Here is a 19449-nt window from a genome sequence, read left to right as displayed (position 1 = left end):
TTCCTCCTCCATTTTGTGTCCCACAACAAAAAGGCGTCCGGAACAGATTCCAAGGGGTGAGAATTCCCCTGTGGTATCCGTTCCTGACGCCTTTGTCAGTTATCTTTCATATAAAATATGGTTTACTATAAACTATTTTTTTTTATTTGTCAATAACTGATTTTTCATATAGTCTGCGGAATTTCTTCCTATGAAATGGATGTAAAGAAAAAACAGACGCCTGCTGAGGATTTCAAACTGATCTCCTGTCTCTGCAGTCACGTCTGCTTTTTCTTTTTATGTCTTTCATATCTTGTCTGTCTCTGCACTGTCTGTCAGGCAACTGCATATTTCTGAAGGAAACGATCAAACTCATGATCCTCGCCATGACAGGTTACTGTAAGAACTCTGGTCAGATCCATGCTGAGGATTCCAAGAATAGATTTTGCATCAATTAAAATTCTGTTATATGAAATATCTACATCAAAATCACATTTACTTGCAGCCTTAACAAATTCTTTAACATCCTCTGTCGCATTCAATCTAATTTTTTTAGACATAAATATCATCCTTTCTTTTATCTCGGCAAAAAACCGGCCTTTTTTCGGTCTTGCTGTTTTCCTGTATATTCCAGACCAGCGGCCTTTTTCATCTGGTTGTCCCACATTATGTCTCATATTGTCAGATTTGTCAAGTTGATGTTTTTTATCGTTTTTAAGAGTCTTTCTATAAAAACCCGGATTTTATATGACAAAATCCGGGTTTTTTATATATTTATTGTGCAGTTTTTACATTTTCGTTTTTCAATCCATTATTTTTTACTGTGAGATTAATTCCACATAGTTCATTAATCCTGTTTGATTTCTGCCGGTATTTCCATCGGATAATTGCCATCAAAACATGCTTTACACAGCGGAAGTCCACCTGCCATGCCTTCCAGATAATCGATCTGCATATAACCCAGGGAGTCTGCACCGATCATCTTACGGATTTCTTCCGTGCTGTGCTGTGCTGCGATGAGCTGGTCATTGGACGGCACATCGGTACCAAAATAACAGGGATGTAAAAATGGCGGGGAGCTGATACGTACATGGACTTCTTTTGCTCCTGCCTCTTTCAGCATGTGGATCAGATTGGCAATGGTAGTTCCGCGGACAATGGAATCATCCACCAGAACGATTCTCTTCCCCTTCACCACGGATTCCAGAACGCTCAGCTTCAGATGGACACTGGACTCTCTCTCCTGCTGTGTAGGCTTGATAAAAGTTCTTCCAATGTAACTGTTTTTATAGAACGCAAAACCAAACGGGATTCCGGATTCCTCAGAATAACCTTTTGCTGCCGGAAGTCCGGATTCCGGTACACCGGTCACCAGGTCCGCTTCTACCGGATAGGATTTTGCAAGAGATTTTCCTCCACGGATCCTTGCATCATAGATTTTCACGCCATCCATGGTGCTGTCCAGTCTTGCAAAATAAATATATTCAAAAACACAATGAGCATGCTTTTTCTTCTCAGTCAGTTTACTGGATTTCAGTCCGTTCTTGGTGATCGTGACGATCTCACCCGGTTCAATATCACGGATAAATTCCGCTCCTACAGATGTCAGCGCGCAGCTTTCGGATGCAAGGACATAGGCATTATCTCTTTTTCCAAGACAGAGGGGTTTCAGTCCGTAAGGATCACGGGCACCGATCAGCTTCCGGGGGCTCATGATCACAAGAGCATATCCTCCGCGGATCTTCTCTACGGTTTTATGTACTGCTTCCTCTACAGTGGCAGAATGCACACGTTCTCTTGCGATATGGAACGCGATAACCTCTGAGTCGGTAGTTGTATGGAAAATTGCGCCTGTCTGGATCAACTCCCATTTCAGAGCTTCTGTATTAACCAGATTTCCGTTGTGCGCAAGTGCCAGACTTCCCTTGATATAAGAAAGTACCAGCGGCTGTGCATTCTCTGCGACAGATTCTCCGGTGGTGGAATAACGAACATGTCCGATTCCGATATCCCCATTCATATTATGTACAACATCTTTTCGCAAAACTTCGCTTACCAGTCCGAGATCTTTATGGAACTGTACGTTTCCTCTTTCTCCGTCCGTCCTTGAAACGGCCATTCCGCAGGACTCCTGTCCCCTGTGCTGCAGCGAGGTAAGACCATAATAAATAGATGGTGCAATATTCCCTCCATCCAGATCATAAATCCCGAATACGCCACATTCTTCCTTTACTCCTGACATATTTTCCTCCATCTGTTCTTTCCGTATTGTACATCTTTGTCACTGGTCAAAAAGCTTCTTTTGCCTCGATCACTTATAGCGATCGCTGACTTTTCGACTGTATAACTACGATATCAGATTATAATAAAAGGACAAGATTTGTCAACCCTGCCTATTTTCCGACAGTCCGATCGCCCTGGTCAATTTTTTAGATTTTTCCAAAAAAGCTCTTGACAATATTTTATTTTGGTGTATACTGCAACACATAAAGCAAAGGCGCTTTGGATACGGCAGGTATCTGAAGCGCTTTTTTTGTTTTCCGGTCCGTTTATACCCGGTTCTTCCGGCAGCGGTCCTTATAAAATAATTAAAAATTATAATGAATGAGTGAAATCGAAAGGAGTGTACCTATATGGCACAGAGTATCCCTGAAATGTATGGCAGCCTTGTATTCAATGACAAAGTGATGCGAAGCAAACTGCCAAAGGACATGTACAAAGCATTAAAGAAAACAATTGAAAACGGAACTCATCTGGAACTGGACGTTGCAAATTCCGTAGCAGTTGCAATGAAAGAATGGGCTACTGAAAACGGTGCGACACATTACACACACTGGTTCCAGCCGATGACAAACGTAACTGCTGAGAAGCATGACAGCTTCATCTCCCCTACAGGTGACGGACAGGTGATCATGGATTTCTCCGGTAAAGAGCTGGTAAAAGGTGAGCCGGATGCATCCAGCTTCCCGTCAGGCGGACTTCGTGCTACTTTTGAAGCAAGAGGATATACAGCATGGGATCCTACTTCACCTGCATTCATTAAAGATAAAACTCTTTACATTCCTACTGCATTCTGTTCCTACAGCGGAGAGGCACTGGATAAGAAAACTCCTCTTCTTCGTTCCATGGATGTTCTGAACAAAGAAGCGGTTCGTATTCTTCACATCCTTGGAAACAAAGAGGTCCGTCACATCGACACAACCGTAGGACCTGAGCAGGAATATTTCCTGGTTGACAAGGATCTTTACAAAAAGAGAAAAGACCTGATCTTCTGCGGCCGTACTCTTCTGGGCGCTTCTGCACCAAAAGGACAGGAAATGGAAGATCATTACTTCGGAGCCCTGAAGCCTCGCGTTGCTGCTTACATGCATGATCTTGACGAAGAGCTTTGGAAGCTTGGCATTCCAGCCAAAACAAAACATAACGAGGTTGCTCCTGCACAGCACGAACTGGCTCCTGTATTTGATACCACAAATGTTGCTGTTGACCACAACCAGCTGACCATGGAAATCATGAAGAAGGTTGCCGATAAGCACAACATGGTCTGCCTCCTTCACGAGAAACCATTTGAGGGAATCAACGGAAGCGGTAAACACAACAACTGGTCCATGAGCACAGACACAGGTGTAAACCTTCTTGATCCAGGAAAAACACCGGCAGAAAATACACAGTTCCTAGTATTCCTGGTAGCTGTCATCAAAGCCGTTGACGATTATGCTGATCTTCTCCGCGTATCCGTTGCAAGCGCCGGAAACGATCATCGTCTTGGAGCAAACGAGGCACCGCCTGCGATCGTATCCATCTTCCTTGGAGATGAGCTGACAGACGTACTGAAATCTATTGAAAACGATACCTTCTTCAGCAATAAGCATGCGGTACAGCTGGATATCGGAGCAAAGGTACTTCCGCACTTCATAAAGGATACCACAGACAGAAACCGTACTTCACCATTTGCATTTACCGGAAACAAATTTGAGTTCCGTATGCTTGGTTCTGCAGCATCTGTCGCAAACCCGAACATCGTACTGAATACCGCTGTTGCAGAGGTTCTTGCAGAATTCAGCGCAGCTCTTAAGGATGTTCCGGAAGAAGAAATGGAAAACGCAGTACATGCACTTCTTAAGAAGACCATTGAAGAGCATAAACGCATCATCTTTAACGGAAACGGATATACAGACGAATGGGTTGAAGAAGCTGAGAAACGTGGTCTCTACAATCTGAAAACAACTCCGGATGCACTTCCGCATTTCATTGCTGAGAAGAACATTGAGCTGTTTACAAAGCATGGCATTTTTACAAAGGAAGAGCTTTTCTCCCGTTACGAGATCTGGCTTGAGAACTATTACAAGACCATCAACATCGAGTCCAACACTCTGGCTGAGATGATCCAGAAGCAGGTAATTCCTTCTGTATATACATATGTTGAAAAGCTTGCAGATACTGCAGCTGCAAAGAAATCCGTAGTAGCTGATATTTCTGTAGCAAGTGAAGCTGCTCTGATCTCCAAACTGAGTACACTTGCAGACACCATGGCAAAAGATCTGGAAACTCTGAAAGCAGATATAGCAAAAGCTCTTGCTTCTTCTGACGATGTACTTGCATGCTCCAAGGCTTATCAGGAAACTGTTCTGGAAGACATGGAAACTTTAAGAAAATCTGCAGATGAGGCAGAGGCTCTGATCCCGGATGAGTTACTTCCTTATCCGACCTACGACGAGCTGTTATTCTCCATCTGATCACAGATATCAGATAACAATTTCATACGGTAAATACAGGGGATATCCCTTATGAACTCTACTTCATAATTCATTATCGATTTCCTCATCCATTAATCACACGATACAGATATTCCCTGTTTTACATATATTAATTTTGATTTCGTAAAGGCGCGGAAGAGAATTTCCTCTCTCCTGCGCTTTTTCGTTATACTGATACTGGATAAATTCTGTCTGTTTTTTCTGTCCGGTATTACAAAAATTCTTTCTATACATAATAGGAAAGAAAAAAATTGGGAAAGGGAGTGTTATTATGTATTCTTCAGTAAACACAACTTGGGTCCTCGTCGGTGCAGCACTGGTCTTCTTCATGCAGGCTGGATTTGCAATGGTCGAAACAGGATTCACAAGAGCAAAAAACGCAGGAAATATCATCATGAAAAACCTGATGGACTTCTGTATCGGTACACCGGTCTTCTGGCTGGTTGGATTTGGTATCATGTTCGGTGCAGGAAACGGTTTCTTCGGCAAGATCGGCGGAATCGCCTCAGAGGCAAACTACGGAAACGCAATGCTTCCGGATGGAGTTCCTTTCTGGGCATTTCTCATCTTCCAGACTGTATTCTGTGCTACTTCTGCTACCATCGTATCCGGTGCCATGGCAGAGCGTACTAAATTCATCTCCTACTGTATCTACAGTTTACTGATCAGTCTCGTTGTATATCCTGTATCCGGTCACTGGATCTGGGGCGGCGGCTTTATCAGCCAGATGGGATTTCATGATTTCGCAGGTTCCTGTGCCGTTCACATGGTTGGTGGTGTTGCTGCACTAATCGGTGCCATCATCCTCGGACCTCGTATCGGAAAATATTCCAAATCCGGTAAATCCAGAGCGATCCCGGGACATAACCTTACGGTTGGTGCACTTGGTGTATTCATTCTCTGGTTCTGCTGGTTCGGTTTCAACGGTGCATCTACTGTCAGCATGGAAGGCGATGCCATTGTAAGCGCCGGAAAGATCTTCGTAACAACAAACCTTGCAGCTGCTGTTGCTACTGTAACAGTTATGCTGATCACATGGATCCGCTACAAAAAACCGGATGTTTCCATGTCCCTGAACGGTTCTCTTGCAGGACTGGTAGCCATCACAGCAGGCTGTGATACCGTATCTCCTACATCTGCAGCTATCATCGGAATCCTCTCCGGATTCATTGTAGTATTTGGTATTGAATTTGTTGATAAAGTTCTCAAAATTGATGACCCGGTTGGTGCTGTTGGCGTTCACGGTCTTAACGGTGCTTTCGGAACTCTTGCTGTCGGTCTTTTCTCCGACGGTGCAGGTACCGAGTGGAAAGGTCTTCTCACAGGCGGTGGTTTCCATGGCTTCGGTGTTCAGTTTATTGGTATGGTTATCACCATCGCATGGGTTGCTGTTACTATGACAATTATCTTCCAGGTGATCAAACACACGATCGGTCTTCGTGTTTCCGCTGAGGAAGAGATCGCAGGTCTGGATATGAAAGAGCATGGCCTCGCAAGTGCATACGATGGATTCTTTGTACAGGATACCATGACAAAGGCTCCGACTCCAATGGGAACTTCCGTAAAAGCCCCTGTTGTAAAACATGCTCCTTCTGCTCCTGCTGAATCTGTTCCTGAAATTCCTGCAGACGGCGTACACAAACTGACAAAGGTTGTTATCATCACACGTCAGAACAAGCTGGATGAGTTTATGCAGGCTATGAACGAGATCGGCGTAACCGGTATCACTATCACAAACGTTATGGGCTGTGGTGTTCAGAAGGGTGCTCCAACCTACTATCGTGGTGTTGAGGTTGACATGAACCTCCGTCCGAAGGTTAAGATCGAGATCGTTGTAAGTCTTGTACCGGTTCAGAAGGTTATTGATACTGCAAAAGAAGTTCTTCATACCGGTCAGATCGGCGATGGTAAAGTCTTCGTTTACGATATCGAAAACGTTGTCAAGATCCGTACCGGCGAGGAAGGCTTCCTGGCTCTGCAGGATACAGACGCATGATTCTCTTATGAGAGGAACCGATAAAATCTTCTACGCAATATAAACCAAATAAAAGCCAAAAAGCTCCGGAACATTATTCCTTAAATGTTCCGGAGCTTTTCATATCTTTTTTTATTCTCTTCTCAGTCTCGGCAGATTCCACCGGTAATGTGCCGCCAGGTACCGGATCAGGATCACTACTACCGTTCCGATCACCATGGCCGGCACTCCGCCCCACAGCCTGTATATCCAAACACAGGCAATGGCCCCTACAATAGACGCACAGGCATAAATATGGCGCACAAAAATATATGGCGGTACTCCTGCCATCATATCACGGATCAGACCGCCTCCAACTCCTGTGACAGTCCCAAGAAACACAAGAAAAAAAGTTCTTCCCATATATCCCTGGGAAATCCCCTTATCAACCCCCATGACAGTAAACACACCAAGGCCAACCGTATCCATCACCAGCATCACCTTATCATAGACCAGCCGGTTCCCGCCTTCCAGCAGCTCCTGCTTCCAGTACATCACTGCAAAAACAATACAGGACGTCACGGTTGCCACAATGGTATACAGCGGATCCTGAAACATTCCCGGCGGCACGATTCCCAGGATAATATCCCTGGTAGCTCCTCCGCCTACTGCAGTCACCACTCCAAGAACGCAGACCCCGAAAATATCCATTCCTCTCTGCGCCCCCACCATAGCTCCGGAAGCAGCAAACGCAATAGTTCCTGCCATCTCCAGCATAAATGTAAACATACTCTGATAATCCATTTCCCCTCCATACATATCCAACCGTATTTTTTCTCACCCTCATATCTGCATCCTGTTTTCCCTGTTTGTACATTTCCACAAGGTGCACATTTCCGCAGGGTGCAAGAAGGAACCCTGCCATGCAGGATTCCTTCTCCTATTTTCGTGATCACTCTATTTTCATATTAACAGAATTTTCTCATTCTGTATATCTTTTCTTTTTGTATCTGACTTCTGCTATTCTGCTTCGATCAGAAATCCTCGCCGTTTCAGCATATCCTGGATCATATCCAGGATTTCCTCGGATTCTGCTTCTACTTTATGATAATGATAATCCGATGTGATATTCTTCAGAGGACTGGACTTGCCGCTTCGGATATCCTCCATAAAATTCTCAACCTGGCGCCTGGAGCTGATATTCAGTTCTGCCTCGATATGTCCGTAAACTCTGTGATTCACCATTACGTTGATCACTTTTCCGCCAAGATCCACAATCCCGCAGAGCTCGTTCTCCAGATCCGCATCTGTATGATGCACCTTGAATATCCGGCTCACAGTATGGGGAGCAGTAAAAATATATCCTCTGTTGGTGGAGATCACGTCATTCCCCTCCGCGCGTATCAGCGCAATATCCTGCACGATCACCTGTCTGCTGACCTGAAATGTTCTGGCCAGAGCACTTCCTGAGACCGGCCGTTCACTGTTTTTAATTTGATCCATGATCGCTGTCCTGCGTTCTGAACCAGTCATTTAAGTTCCCCTTTCCTGGCTGTGCCTGTACTTTTTATTCCGATACCTCTCTCCTTCATTCTCGCGATATCTCCAACCCGGCCCGACATCACCTGCTATGCCTCTGCTTCCGGCAATTCACGCTTCTTTTCTGATATTCCGGGTATTTCCTGTCACAGCACCCGGTATTCTGTAAAATCCTGCATTTTTCAGGAAAGTGGATGAAGATTCTTAAGCGAAATATCAAGGATCGGTGCAGAATGCGTTAATGCACCACTTGATACATAGTCTACACCAACATCCCTGATCTTTGCAATGTTTTCTTTTGTAACATTTCCGGAGCATTCAGTTTTTGCTCTTCCACCAATCAGCTGCACCGCTTCTTTCATCATCTCCGGAGTCATGTTATCAAGCATGATGATATCTGCGCCGGCCTCAACAGCTTCTTTTACCTGATCAAGAGTTTCTACCTCAACTTCGATCTTGCGGACAAAAGGAGCGTACTCCTGCGCCATTTTTACAGCATTTGCAACGCTTCCTGCTGCTCCGATGTGATTGTCTTTCAAAAGAACTCCATCTGAAAGATTATATCTGTGGTTCTGTCCGCCGCCTACACGAACAGCATATTTCTCAAAAATACGCATATTCGGCGTCGTTTTTCTGGTATCCAGCAATGTGATCCCTGTTCCCTCAAGAAGTGACGCAACCGAATGTGTATAGGTTGCGATCCCGCTCATTCTCTGAAGATAATTCAGCGCCACACGCTCGCCGGAAAGAAGCACCCGGATATCTCCTGTAACTTTTCCCATTTTCTGACCTTTTTTTACTTCATCGCCGTCCTTGCAGAACAGCTCCACTTTTGTGTCAGCATCCAGAAGCGTAAATACACGGCTGAAGATTTCCAGTCCCGCAATGATTCCATCCTCTTTACAGATCAGATCTACCTCTCCCGGAACTGCTTCTTTCATAACAGAGTTTGTGGTAACGTCTTCGCTTGAAATATCTTCCTTTAAAGCCTCCAGGATCAGGTGATCTACCTGAAGTGTCATTGTGATCTTATTCATTTTACAATCCCTTCTCTTTCTTAATCATCACAGCAGCCCTGTTCTCCAAAGCAAGGCTGCTCCTGTCTTTCATAATACGGATATTTATATTCCGGCTGCATTCACGCCGCACCTGTAGCACTTTTCTTTTCTGCTGAGATTGCTTTGGCTGCACGTTTTGCAAATACAAGGCTCTCCAGCAGGGAATTACTTGCCAGTCTGTTCGCGCCATGTACACCGTTGCAGCTGGTTTCTCCCACTGCATAAAGCTGGTCCATGCTGGTCTTGCTGTCAGAATCCACCCAGATACCGCCCATGAAATAATGCTGAGCAGGAACAACAGGGATGCATTCTTTTGTCACATCATAGCCTTCTTCCAGACACCTCTGATAAATATTCGGAAAATGATTCAGGATCGTATCTTTATCAATATTTTCCATGGAAAGCCATACATGGTCTGTTCCTTCTTTTTTCATTTCTTCCCGGATCGCATTTGTTACTACATCTCTTGGAAGAAGTTCATTGACAAAACGCTCTTTTTTGCTGTTATAAAGTACTGCGCCTTCTCCGCGAACCGATTCTGAGATCAGGAATCTGCGGCCCGGTTTCTTGGAATACAGCGTTGTCGGATGGATCTGCACATAATCCAGATGTTCCAGACGCACATTGTGTTTTTTTGCAATATCAAGAGCATCCCCTGTGAGATGCGGATAGTTGGTGGAATGCTCATATCTTCCTCCGATCCCGCCGCTGGCCAGGATCGTATCCTGTGCATAAATCTCTACCTGGATCTCTCCGCCCGGCTGGATCTCTTCCTGGGTCTTCACCGCTTCTTCGGCTTCCATAGCTTCAAGACGTGTCCTGTTCGCTTCTGCGGAAACTGCCTTCAGGCCTGTACATTTGCCATTTTCCACAAGAATATCCTGCATGGTAGTATATTCCAGAATTGTTACATTTTCAAGCTTCAGAACCTGCTGGAGCAGTTTTTCGGAAATTTCTTTTCCTGTGATATCCTCATGATAAAGGATCCTCGGTCTGGAATGTGCACCTTCTCTTGTATAAGCAAAATCATCTCCATCCATCTTGAAATCCACACCATATCCGACAAGGTCATTAATGATGTCTCTGGAGCCTCGGATCATAATGTCTACCGACTCTTTTCTGTTTTCGTAATGTCCTGCCTTCATGGTATCTTCAAAATAGCTGTCGTAATCGTTTTCATCACGGAGCACACAGATCCCGCCCTGGGCCAGGAAAGAATCACTGCTCCTCATATCCTCTTTTGTGATGATCACGATCTTTTTGTCCCGCGGAAGCTTCAAGGCACTGAACATACCTGCAACACCTGTTCCCACGATCACTACGTCTGTTTTAATTCTCATTGCTTTTCGCCTCTCTGTCCTGATTTCTCTTTTCATCCAACTTAGACAAATCTTTTATACAAATGTGTTTTATTTATTTTGCCAGTTCCAGCATCCGCTCCAGCGGTCTCTTCGCGTTTTCACGTGTCTCGTCTGTTACATGAACCTCATTCTCCCCGGTTTTCAGAACGTGGAGAACTTTTTCCAGAAATACTTTTTTCATGTTTTTGCAGACCGGTACGGTTTCTGTGAAGTAGAATTTTTTATCCGGGCAGGTAGTTTCCAGCTTGTACTGAACGCCACATTCTGTACAGATGATAAACTCTTTGTTGTCACTTTCCTGTGCATATTTGATGATCCCCGATGTGCTTCCGATGTAATCAGCCTGTTTCAGAACTGTCTGAGGACATTCCGGATGTGCCAGAACCAGTGCATCCGGGTGTGCTTCTTTTGCTGCTTTTACTTCTTCCGGATCCATAAATTCATGGACAATGCAGAAACCTTCATTATAAATAAAGTTCTTCTCAGGAACCTGTTCTGCAATAAAATGTGCAAGATTTCTGTCCGGGATAAAAAAGATGTTTTTGTTCGGAAGCGCTTTTACGATCTTTACTGCATTTGCGGAGGTAACACATACATCAGAAAGCTCCTTCAATGCTGCTGTGGAATTAATGTAACAGACAACTGCCACATCGTCATATTCCTCTCGCACCTTGCGGATGCCTTCTTCTGTTGCCATATGAGCCATCGGACAGTCTGCATCCATGGCAGGCATCAGAACAGTTTTATCCGGACTTAAGATCTTCGCACTCTCTCCCATAAATCCTACTCCACAGAACACGATCGTCTTCTCTTTCGCGCTGGCTGCGATCTTGCTGAGATAAAAGGAATCTCCTATATAGTCAGCTACATCCTGTACTTCGGGACGCACGTAGTAGTGTGCAAGGATGATGGCATCTTTTTCTTTTTTTAATTTCTGGATTTCTTCTGCAACTGTCATTATCTTTCACCTTTCCTGCAGGATTTCTTTTTTGAGTTCCTGCTTTTGCTTTCTAGTACAGCGAATATTAAGTAACCGCCATATTGACTTGTCTGATTTTTCATCTGCTGCATCAATATAGCAGAAACTTAATTTTCGCTGTACTAGTCTTTATTATGCAGATGCTTCTGATCTGCTTTTTTATTATCATGTAACTTTTTTCAAAACATCTTACACATAATACCACAGTCCTTTACATGTGACAAGACAGTTGTTTGATATATGTAAAGTTTTTTTGTAAAGAAAGACATCAAAAAACACGGTTTCCACAATGAAACTTTCATCCTGGAAACCGTGTTTCTGCACACATTCATTATTTTATCAGTCTTATTCACCGTTCTGCGTACTGTCAGCTACTCATTTATTACAGTTTTCTTTCTGATCTGCCGCGATCACCCGATCATTTCCCCAGCAGTTCTCTCTCAATCCGCTCTCTTGCTTCCGGTGCCTGCTTATCCATCTTTTCCGGAAAACCAAACATGGAAACGCAGGCAATGTTATCGCCGCCGGCTTTCGGTGCATCCGGTTTCAGCTGCTTGCTGGCAAAATCCATTTCTCTCAATGTTTCAAAAATACCATCAAAATCCACATCACCCTCACCCATTGCAAGATGCTGATGCACCGTCACATCCGCTTTTCCACGGCCATTCAGCCACGGCGGATTTAAAATGTATCTGCAGTCCATGGTCTGGTTAAAGGTATCCGCAAAAAGTACATGGGTCAGTTCATCTCCCGCATATTTCAACATGGACCGCACATCTCCTTTGCCCTCATCGTAGAAGAAGCCGTGAGGAGAAGAATACACATAACCAAGATTTGGAGAACGGAAGGATTTCACCATATCACAGGTCTCATTATTCAGCTCACAGAAATCATAAGGATGAGACTGGATCTCCACACGGATACCCTCACGCTCGATCAGCGGAAGCAATTCCTCCATGGATCTAAACCACATTCCATTGCAGATCTCCTGCTGGTTCGGATCACCCGAAAGCTCTGTATTGATAACCTTCACTCCCATATCTCCGGCGATCTGGATCATCCGTTTCCAGTTTGCAACTGCAAACTGTCTCTGTTCCTCCGTCGGACCAGACCAGCGATACACCACGATAAAGGACGAAATCTCAACGCCAGTCTCTTTAAGAGCCTGTCTGTATTCCTGTTCACATTCTTTTGAAAACAGTGGATGCTTATAGAACGGATTGATCCTCGGATGCGGAGACTGTTCAATATATTTATATCCCCAGTCCGCCACCTGATGGACCATACGGTTGATATCCATCTGTTTTGCAAGAACATCTACGTCAAATGCGATCTTCATGATGCATTCCCTCCTTTTTCCTCTTCTTTATTCCGGATATAATCCAGGATCAGGCTGGCCGCTCCGGCTGCACCTGTTTTGGATACATTGATCACCATATCGTAATAATGGGGATCGTCTCTGCGGATTCCGGTAAACTTCTCATAGTATTCATTTCGGATCTGATCACGTTTCTCCAGTTCTCCAAGAGACTGGCCTTTATAATATTCCTGGCCCTCTTTTTCCCGGTAAGCATCATCTGCATAAACGAAAAAGCTGTATGCATGTGGCTCTCCACGAAGCACATAGTTGGCACATCTTCCCAGGAATACACCTGGTCTTCTCTCAGAAAGCTCACGGATGATCCGGCTCTGCACCTCAAACATCTGAACACCTGTATAATCTGCTGCCGCACCTGCCGATGAATGTCCATACGGGGAAAATGTAAGCTCAGAATCCTCATAATTGTAGGAATCCAGATACTGCCTTACACTTTCCAGATCTGCTTTTTCCATACCGAACTTTTCTGCCATAAGACAGATGATCTGACGATCATAAACCTTGCAGTCCAGTGCTTTTGCAACATCCTCGGCAATCTTTCTTCCACTGCTGCCATACAGTCTTCCAATTGCCACGTTGATCCGGTTTCCGGAAGCTTCCGGTAACGGCATGGACTGAATCTCGCCCGGCACAGAGACGCTTTCCTCTCCCGATTCTCGCTGGATCAGTTCACGCATCATTTTGTCATAAACTTTGTCCAGCTGGTAGCATGCTGCGATCACAAACATCACTACCCAGATTGCTATCGGAACATACAGATAAAATCCCTTGATCACGCTGATTGCCTCTGCAGACTGCTCTGCCGCTGTCGCCTTTGTTCCGTCAAAGTATGCCGCCGAAAGAATTCCTCCCATAATAGCAGAAGTCAGTCCGGAACCGGCTTTCTGACCCATGCTCATAGATGAGAACATCAGACCCTCCACACGCTTGCCTGTTTTCCACTGGCCATACTCAATAGCATCGCTTGGAAGAGAATACTGCACACCATAGAATGGGGCGATTCCGATACCTCTCATGATACAGGTTACAACACCAAGCGAAACACTGGTAATATTCATCAGGAACAGAAGCTGTCCTGCAACGCCCAGGATGCAGCCGACACAGATGAGATTTCTTTTTCCATAGCGGGGAAGCACCTTCGGCAAAAGGGCAATTCCTGCCACAGTTGCCAGTTTCTCAGCTGCGGAAAGAGGCATGACGAGGTCTACATTTCCGAGTACATACTGGCAGTAATAAGTAAGGTCCGTTCCGATAATAATCTGATATGCGGTATAAAAGATCATCAGCCCCAGAGCGATAAGGAAATACCGGTTGGTAACGGTTGCTTTAAATGCTTCCACAAAAGGAATATCTTCCTTTTCCTGTTTTGCTGCAGAAACACGCTCTGTACAGACCATATAAGTATTCACAAGTACACCGACAGAAATGATCGCATAGCCGGCAGTTACTAGGATCCAGGCCATCTGCTGATTGCCGGTAATATTCGCTACGATATTGATCAGCGGCAGTGTGAACGCAGTAATGATCATACTTGCTGTGATCGACAATACCATGCGGATGTTACAGATCACATCACGGTCACGACGGTCACGGCTCATCAGAGATCCCAGTGCATGGAATGGCTGGCTGATAGCAGTGTATACAACCGTATTCATGATATTATAGGTAACAAAAGCATAGATGATTTTTCCCATATTTCCCATTGGCGGCATGGTGAACAAAAGCACCGCTGCCAGCGCATAAGGAACCGCAAGTCTTAAGATCCAGATCCTGGCTTTTCCATACTTGGAATGAGTCCGGTCGATAATAGTTCCCATCAGCACATCGGAAAATCCATCAAAAACACGGGACAAAAGCATGATCATTCCTACCGCACCTGCTGATATTCCAACAACGTTGGTATAAAAATAGATCAGCAGAGTTGTAGTCATGGTATACATCAAGGTCAGTGCCGGATCACCAAAACAGTATGCCAGCTTTTCCGACAACGGAACCTTGATGAATTCATTCAAGTCTTTCCCCTTCTGCTTGTAATTCAACAATTCAGGGATTCCCTTACCAGCCATAGTATCTACCTCCTATCGGTTTAAGGTCGGACCTTTCTGAATGAATTATCCGAAATATTTCTGCACAAAGTCTCTGGTAACTTCCGCAGCCTTTTTCACGTTGTCCTCATGGCTCATTGCATAGTATTCCGGACGGAACTCTTCGATGGTGCAAACGCCATCAAAACCGATCTCCTTCAGTGCAGCTGCGATTCCTGCATGATCTACAACACCCTCACCCGGCCACAGTCTCTTGTCGTCTCCGCAGGAGCCAAGCGGAAGATCCTCACAGTCATTTAAATGGTATGCAAAAATCTTCTTGCCATCAGCAGCTCTCAGGTCCTCAAGGCGGGAGCACATCTCATGGAAATGGAAGGTATCCACGGTAACGCCTACATTATCTCTGTCTACTGCTTTTACCACATCATAGGCTGTTCCAAACTGATTGATGGAGCAGTTCGGTGCACCACAGAACTCCAAGGAGATCTTCATATCCGCGCCAACCTTATCGGAAAGATAACGAAGACGTGCAACTGCTTCTTCTTTGATCTCACTGACAGATTTGTCTTTTACATCAAAGCTTGGAACGGTGATCAGCATTTTCATTCCGATCGCTTTGGAAACCTTCAGGATAAAATCAACTTCTTCGTCAATCTCTTTTTCCCCTGCCTCATCTCTCTGGTTAAAGAAGATCAGAGTGTTGTATGCCCATGGTTTCAGATGATGATTCTTAAACCAGTCTGCAAGTTCTTCCAGTGTATGCTCTTTAAGATAGTCCTTTACGCAGTCAAAGCGGATCTCAATATAATCAAAACCATATTTCTCGCACATCTCCAGGTCTGCCATAAGAGACTGTCCTTTACATTCCAGTGCAGTTGCTTCATTAAATCCTAATTTCATCTTCAATACCCTCCATATGTTTTTACTTTTCAGCCAATTTTTCCAGTTAATCTCACCGGCAGGTTTTCCACTGCATTTTCAACAAAGCCGAAGCGGAATCGGATCCTGCCGGTAACTGCCGCCGCAGACTCATTGGGGAAGTCTGTAGCAATAAGTTGGTATGATAACTCACACTTGATGAGGTAGAGCTCGTAAAATATATTTATTTATAAAATTCCGGCTTCTCAACTGCTGAAACGATTTTCTCGATCTGTCCGGTTTCCTGCGCTTTTACAAGAGCATCTGCTGTGATCGCTGCCAGGTATCCATCCCATGCATTCGGTCCTGTGATCACTCCTGCCTCTGCGTTATCAACCCAGTCCTGAACCTCTTTATCATAAGCGTCTTTAAATCTTACGAAGCAGTCTGTGTCAATAGCAGTGGACACTGCCGCATTCTTGCGGATAGACGGATAAGCCGGCTGTGCCATTTTCAGTGCACCGTCCTCACATACAACTTCACAGTTGATGTCATATCCAAACTTGCAGTTTACAAATACTTCTACATCAATGCATACACCTTTTTTAGTACGGAGCATCATGATCTGCGGATCCTTCAGCTCAGAGTGGGAATATTTCGTCACTCTTGGCATTACTACCTGTGCTGATTCATACTCATCATCTACAAGCCAGTGAAGGACATCGATCTCATGGATTGCGGTATCGTGCACAGCCATTGGTGTATTGTAATTGGTACCTACCTCTGGATTTCTGTGTGTACAGTGAAGGATCAGCGGCTCGCCGTATTCTCCGGTTGCAAGTGCTTCCTTGATCTGCTGATATCCCTTGTCATAGCGTCTCATAAATCCAAGCTGGATGAGATGTTTGCCGGCTGCCTCCTCTGCCTTTACTACTTTCAGGCAGTCCTCAGCAGTTGTACATAATGGTTTCTCACAGAAAATCCTCTTGCCGGCCTCGATCGCCTGAAGAAGAGAATCTACATGTGCGAAGCCCGGAGATACGATAAATACTGCATCTACGTTCTCTGCATTGATGAGCTCCTTACTGTCTGCATAGACTTTTGCTCCGCAGATCTCGGCTGCTTTCTTGGCACTTTCCTCAAATACATCGGAAACAGCTACTACTTCTGCTCCCTGGATCTTCTCTGTCAGTCTTCTGATATGATCTCTTCCCATTCCGCCGCATCCGATAACTCCTACTCTTAACATTTTAAATTCCTCCGTTCATTTTTTATTGTTTATTGTTTTCTGTTTTTGTGTTCTTTTTGATGATGTTATATTATCATCTTGTGCACGTGAACGTAATATCTTTTTTGTACAAAATATCCATTTTGTTTTTATGCGATTTTCACTATTTGTTACTTTATTCACATATTTTGTTTGTTTTACAGTATTTTTCCGACCTTCGCTCAAATTTCCGCATATATAAAATGACTTACTATGCTTATTACGAACGTTGATCATGTAGCATTTTATTATGTGCACCAGAACGCAACATTTCATTTCCCTTATACCACAGTGGAGTTTATGTAGAATATTGTTGTATTTCAACACATAAAGAGTTATACTTATATGTAGCTTTATTTAAAATACACAAATGCATTTTTCATACTTTATTTAGCCGAACTGCAAGGATCAAAGATTCTCTCAGAAATCCCTGAAACGCAGGCAGGCTTCCCTGATTCGGTTAAATTCATACGAAAAACACAGCAGAAAGGACTTATCCCTATGAGCGACTATAATTTAGAAACTAAATGTATCCACTCCGGCTATACCCCATCCAAGGGCGAGCCCTGTGCACTTCCTGTCTATCAGAGCACTACTTACAAATATGACACCACTGACGAAATGGGCCAGTTATTTGATCTGAAGGCAGACGGATATTTTTACACCCGTCTCCAGAACCCGACCAACGATGCCGTAGCTGCAAAGATTGCAGATCTGGAAGGCGGTGTTGCTGCGATCCTGACTTCTTCCGGACAGGCAGCCAACTTCTACGCAGTATTTAATATCTGTGAGGCAGGCGATCACGTTGTTGCCGCTTCTACCATTTACGGAGGAACCTTCAACCTTCTTGCCGTCACCTTCAAGAAGCTTGGCATTGACTGCACCTTTGTTGATACCGATGCAACAGAAGAAGAGATTGCTGCCGCATTTAAACCGAACACAAAGGTTCTCTTTGCAGAAACCATCGCCAATCCAGCTCTGGTCGTCTTGGACATCGAGAAATTTGCACACGTTGCACACCAGAACGGCGTGCCTCTTATTGTGGATAATACCTTTGCCACACCGGTAAACTGCCGTCCCTTCGAGTGGGGTGCAGATATCGTTACCCACTCCACCACCAAATATATGGACGGGCATGCCGTTCAGGTAGGTGGCGCCATTGTCGACAGCGGTAACTTCGACTGGGATGCCTATGGCCATAAATATCACGGCCTGACAGAGCCGGATGAATCCTATCACGGTGTTGTCTATACAAAGCAGTTCGGAAAAAAAGCTTACATCACTAAGGCTACTTCCCAGCTGATGCGTGATCTGGGCTCTATTCCGTCTCCGATGAACTGCTTCCTTCTGAACCTCGGCCTGGAAACGCTTCCACTGCGTGTTGAACGCCATTGCTCCAATGCCCAGAAGATCGCAGAATACCTAAACGCACACGAAAAGGTTTCTCATGTAAATTATGCAGGACTTCCGGAGGATAAATATCACGCACTGGCTCAGAAATATATGAAGGATGGCCGTACCTGCGGCGTTATCTCCTTTGAACTGACCGGTGGCCGTGATGCAGCAGTCCGTTTTATGGACAGTCTGAAGCTTGCCACCATCGCAACTCATGTTGCTGCTTCCATCACTATGGTCCTTCACCCAGCCAGCCATACCCACCGTCAGATGAACGACGAGCAGCTGGTTGAAGCAGGAGTTTCTCCCGGAATGATCCGTCTTTCCATTGGTATCGAAAATGTAGATGATATTATCAAAGATCTGGATCAGGCACTGAAAAATGCATAAATAACCAATTCAAAAAGGAAGGATACATCTGCTCATGCATGATGTATCCTTCCTTTTTATGATATATTTTCTCCTACTCTCAATTATGGCATTTCCGCCAATTACCTGCATCCTGTTCTGAACGGCTTTCTTCTGGCACATAAATTCCTGCAGCTGCTGCAAGTATCTGAAACTACCTTACAAAATCCATTATTCATCTTTTTCCAGCTGTTTGATCAGCTGGTTCACATATGTAGAAAGCCCCGCCACCAGGACTCCCTGTGTCGTGGATGTAAATACTGCCATTGCAATATCCTGTGCATTTTTACAGGAACAGGTAGCAAAAACATAAATTCCGCATATAAGGATCCCTGCACACCCCAGTATCAGCGGAATATATTTGTCCTTCACAGCCTGAGCCTCCTTCAGTGCGATCCCCATAAAATACAAAGCGATCGCTGTGATCAGCAATTCTGGTTTAATATAATCCACAAGCGCTTCCATAAATAT

15 protein-coding genes are annotated in these 19449 nt (G+C 44.7%); 3 read left to right on the top strand and 12 right to left on the bottom strand.

Annotated features, from left to right (window positions below):
- Positions 1-314 precede the first annotated feature (314 nt).
- Complete coding sequence (locus EAI83_RS13525; RefSeq protein ID WP_022426744.1) at positions 315-539, bottom strand: HPr family phosphocarrier protein; 225 nt, start codon at positions 537-539, stop codon at positions 315-317.
- A 287-nt stretch (positions 540-826) separates the two neighbouring features.
- Positions 827-2221 (bottom strand): amidophosphoribosyltransferase, encoded by a 1395-nt coding sequence (purF, locus tag EAI83_RS13520; protein WP_015525743.1) that lies wholly within the window; start codon positions 2219-2221, stop codon positions 827-829.
- 391 nt (positions 2222-2612) lie between these two features.
- Here purF and EAI83_RS13515 point away from each other — a divergent pair, with 391 nt between their 5' ends.
- Both EAI83_RS13515 and EAI83_RS13510 read left to right on the top strand, forming a co-directional pair.
- Positions 2613-4715, top strand: coding sequence for a glutamine synthetase III family protein (locus EAI83_RS13515; protein ID WP_021651128.1), 2103 nt, complete (start codon positions 2613-2615; stop codon positions 4713-4715).
- A gap of 292 nt (positions 4716-5007) precedes the next feature.
- Entirely contained in the window at positions 5008-6732 is a 1725-nt protein-coding gene (locus EAI83_RS13510; protein ID WP_022426742.1) for an ammonium transporter, read from the top strand.
- A 111-nt stretch (positions 6733-6843) separates the two neighbouring features.
- Here EAI83_RS13510 and EAI83_RS13505 read toward each other — a convergent pair whose 3' ends face one another.
- The 9 genes from EAI83_RS13505 to EAI83_RS13465 all read right to left on the bottom strand — a co-directional run bounded on the left by EAI83_RS13505 (position 6844) and on the right by EAI83_RS13465 (position 17157).
- Positions 6844-7494 (bottom strand): trimeric intracellular cation channel family protein, encoded by a 651-nt coding sequence (locus EAI83_RS13505; RefSeq protein WP_044961278.1) that lies wholly within the window; start codon positions 7492-7494, stop codon positions 6844-6846.
- Positions 7495-7710: 216 nt separating this feature from the next.
- Positions 7711-8223, bottom strand: coding sequence for a transcription repressor NadR (locus tag EAI83_RS13500; RefSeq protein WP_021651124.1), 513 nt, complete (start codon positions 8221-8223; stop codon positions 7711-7713).
- 188 nt (positions 8224-8411) lie between these two features.
- Positions 8412-9266, bottom strand: coding sequence for a carboxylating nicotinate-nucleotide diphosphorylase (gene nadC / locus EAI83_RS13495; protein WP_021651122.1), 855 nt, complete (start codon positions 9264-9266; stop codon positions 8412-8414).
- 101 nt (positions 9267-9367) lie between these two features.
- Positions 9368-10627, bottom strand: a complete 1260-nt coding sequence (locus EAI83_RS13490; protein WP_044961276.1) for an FAD-binding protein — start codon at positions 10625-10627, stop codon at positions 9368-9370.
- A 73-nt stretch (positions 10628-10700) separates the two neighbouring features.
- Entirely contained in the window at positions 10701-11606 is a 906-nt protein-coding gene (nadA, locus tag EAI83_RS13485) for a quinolinate synthase NadA (RefSeq protein ID WP_021651119.1), read from the bottom strand.
- A gap of 439 nt (positions 11607-12045) precedes the next feature.
- On the bottom strand, positions 12046-12966 hold the full coding sequence (locus tag EAI83_RS13480; RefSeq protein WP_015525733.1) for a sugar phosphate isomerase/epimerase family protein: 921 nt from the start codon (positions 12964-12966) through the stop codon (positions 12046-12048).
- Positions 12963-15071 (bottom strand): cytidylate kinase family protein, encoded by a 2109-nt coding sequence (locus EAI83_RS13475; protein WP_059086304.1) that lies wholly within the window; start codon positions 15069-15071, stop codon positions 12963-12965. The genes EAI83_RS13480 and EAI83_RS13475 overlap by 4 nt, the downstream gene beginning before the upstream one ends.
- Positions 15072-15116: 45 nt before the next feature.
- The gene (locus EAI83_RS13470) at positions 15117-15950 is read right to left on the bottom strand and encodes a sugar phosphate isomerase/epimerase family protein (protein ID WP_021651116.1); all 834 of its coding nucleotides are present in this window, start codon (positions 15948-15950) and stop codon (positions 15117-15119) included.
- A gap of 202 nt (positions 15951-16152) precedes the next feature.
- Positions 16153-17157 (bottom strand): Gfo/Idh/MocA family protein, encoded by a 1005-nt coding sequence (locus EAI83_RS13465; protein WP_021651115.1) that lies wholly within the window; start codon positions 17155-17157, stop codon positions 16153-16155.
- Positions 17158-17676: 519 nt separating this feature from the next.
- Between EAI83_RS13465 and EAI83_RS13460 the strand changes: the two genes are divergently transcribed.
- Positions 17677-18960, top strand: a complete 1284-nt coding sequence (locus tag EAI83_RS13460) for an O-acetylhomoserine aminocarboxypropyltransferase/cysteine synthase family protein (protein ID WP_118752456.1) — start codon at positions 17677-17679, stop codon at positions 18958-18960.
- Between the two features lie 189 nt (positions 18961-19149).
- Here EAI83_RS13460 and EAI83_RS13455 read toward each other — a convergent pair whose 3' ends face one another.
- Positions 19150-19443 (bottom strand): phage holin family protein, encoded by a 294-nt coding sequence (locus EAI83_RS13455; RefSeq protein WP_059086307.1) that lies wholly within the window; start codon positions 19441-19443, stop codon positions 19150-19152.
- Between the last annotated feature and the right edge of the window lie 6 nt (positions 19444-19449).

This window comes from Blautia sp. aa_0143, assembly GCF_004167315.1.
Taxonomy (GTDB): domain Bacteria; phylum Bacillota; class Clostridia; order Lachnospirales; family Lachnospiraceae; genus Blautia_A; species Blautia_A fusiformis.
Note: the sequence above shows the minus strand (reverse complement) of the source record. Positions and strands in the feature narration are given on the sequence as shown.

Bases quoted from the DNA above. Each gene is read 5' to 3' on its own strand.
- EAI83_RS13525 (WP_022426744.1), bottom strand. From the start codon at position 539: ATGTCTAAAAAAATTAGATTGAATGCGACAGAGGATGTTAAAGAATTT.
- purF (WP_015525743.1), bottom strand. From the start codon at position 2,221: ATGTCAGGAGTAAAGGAAGAATGTGGCGTATTCGGGATTTATGATCTG.
- EAI83_RS13515 (WP_021651128.1), top strand. From the start codon at position 2,613: ATGGCACAGAGTATCCCTGAAATGTATGGCAGCCTTGTATTCAATGAC.
- EAI83_RS13510 (WP_022426742.1), top strand. From the start codon at position 5,008: ATGTATTCTTCAGTAAACACAACTTGGGTCCTCGTCGGTGCAGCACTG.
- EAI83_RS13505 (WP_044961278.1), bottom strand. From the start codon at position 7,494: ATGGATTATCAGAGTATGTTTACATTTATGCTGGAGATGGCAGGAACT.
- EAI83_RS13500 (WP_021651124.1), bottom strand. From the start codon at position 8,223: ATGACTGGTTCAGAACGCAGGACAGCGATCATGGATCAAATTAAAAAC.
- nadC (WP_021651122.1), bottom strand. From the start codon at position 9,266: ATGAATAAGATCACAATGACACTTCAGGTAGATCACCTGATCCTGGAG.
- EAI83_RS13490 (WP_044961276.1), bottom strand. From the start codon at position 10,627: ATGAGAATTAAAACAGACGTAGTGATCGTGGGAACAGGTGTTGCAGGT.
- nadA (WP_021651119.1), bottom strand. From the start codon at position 11,606: ATGACAGTTGCAGAAGAAATCCAGAAATTAAAAAAAGAAAAAGATGCC.
- EAI83_RS13480 (WP_015525733.1), bottom strand. From the start codon at position 12,966: ATGAAGATCGCATTTGACGTAGATGTTCTTGCAAAACAGATGGATATC.
- EAI83_RS13475 (WP_059086304.1), bottom strand. From the start codon at position 15,071: ATGGCTGGTAAGGGAATCCCTGAATTGTTGAATTACAAGCAGAAGGGG.
- EAI83_RS13470 (WP_021651116.1), bottom strand. From the start codon at position 15,950: ATGAAATTAGGATTTAATGAAGCAACTGCACTGGAATGTAAAGGACAG.
- EAI83_RS13465 (WP_021651115.1), bottom strand. From the start codon at position 17,157: ATGTTAAGAGTAGGAGTTATCGGATGCGGCGGAATGGGAAGAGATCAT.
- EAI83_RS13460 (WP_118752456.1), top strand. From the start codon at position 17,677: ATGAGCGACTATAATTTAGAAACTAAATGTATCCACTCCGGCTATACC.
- EAI83_RS13455 (WP_059086307.1), bottom strand. From the start codon at position 19,443: ATGGAAGCGCTTGTGGATTATATTAAACCAGAATTGCTGATCACAGCG.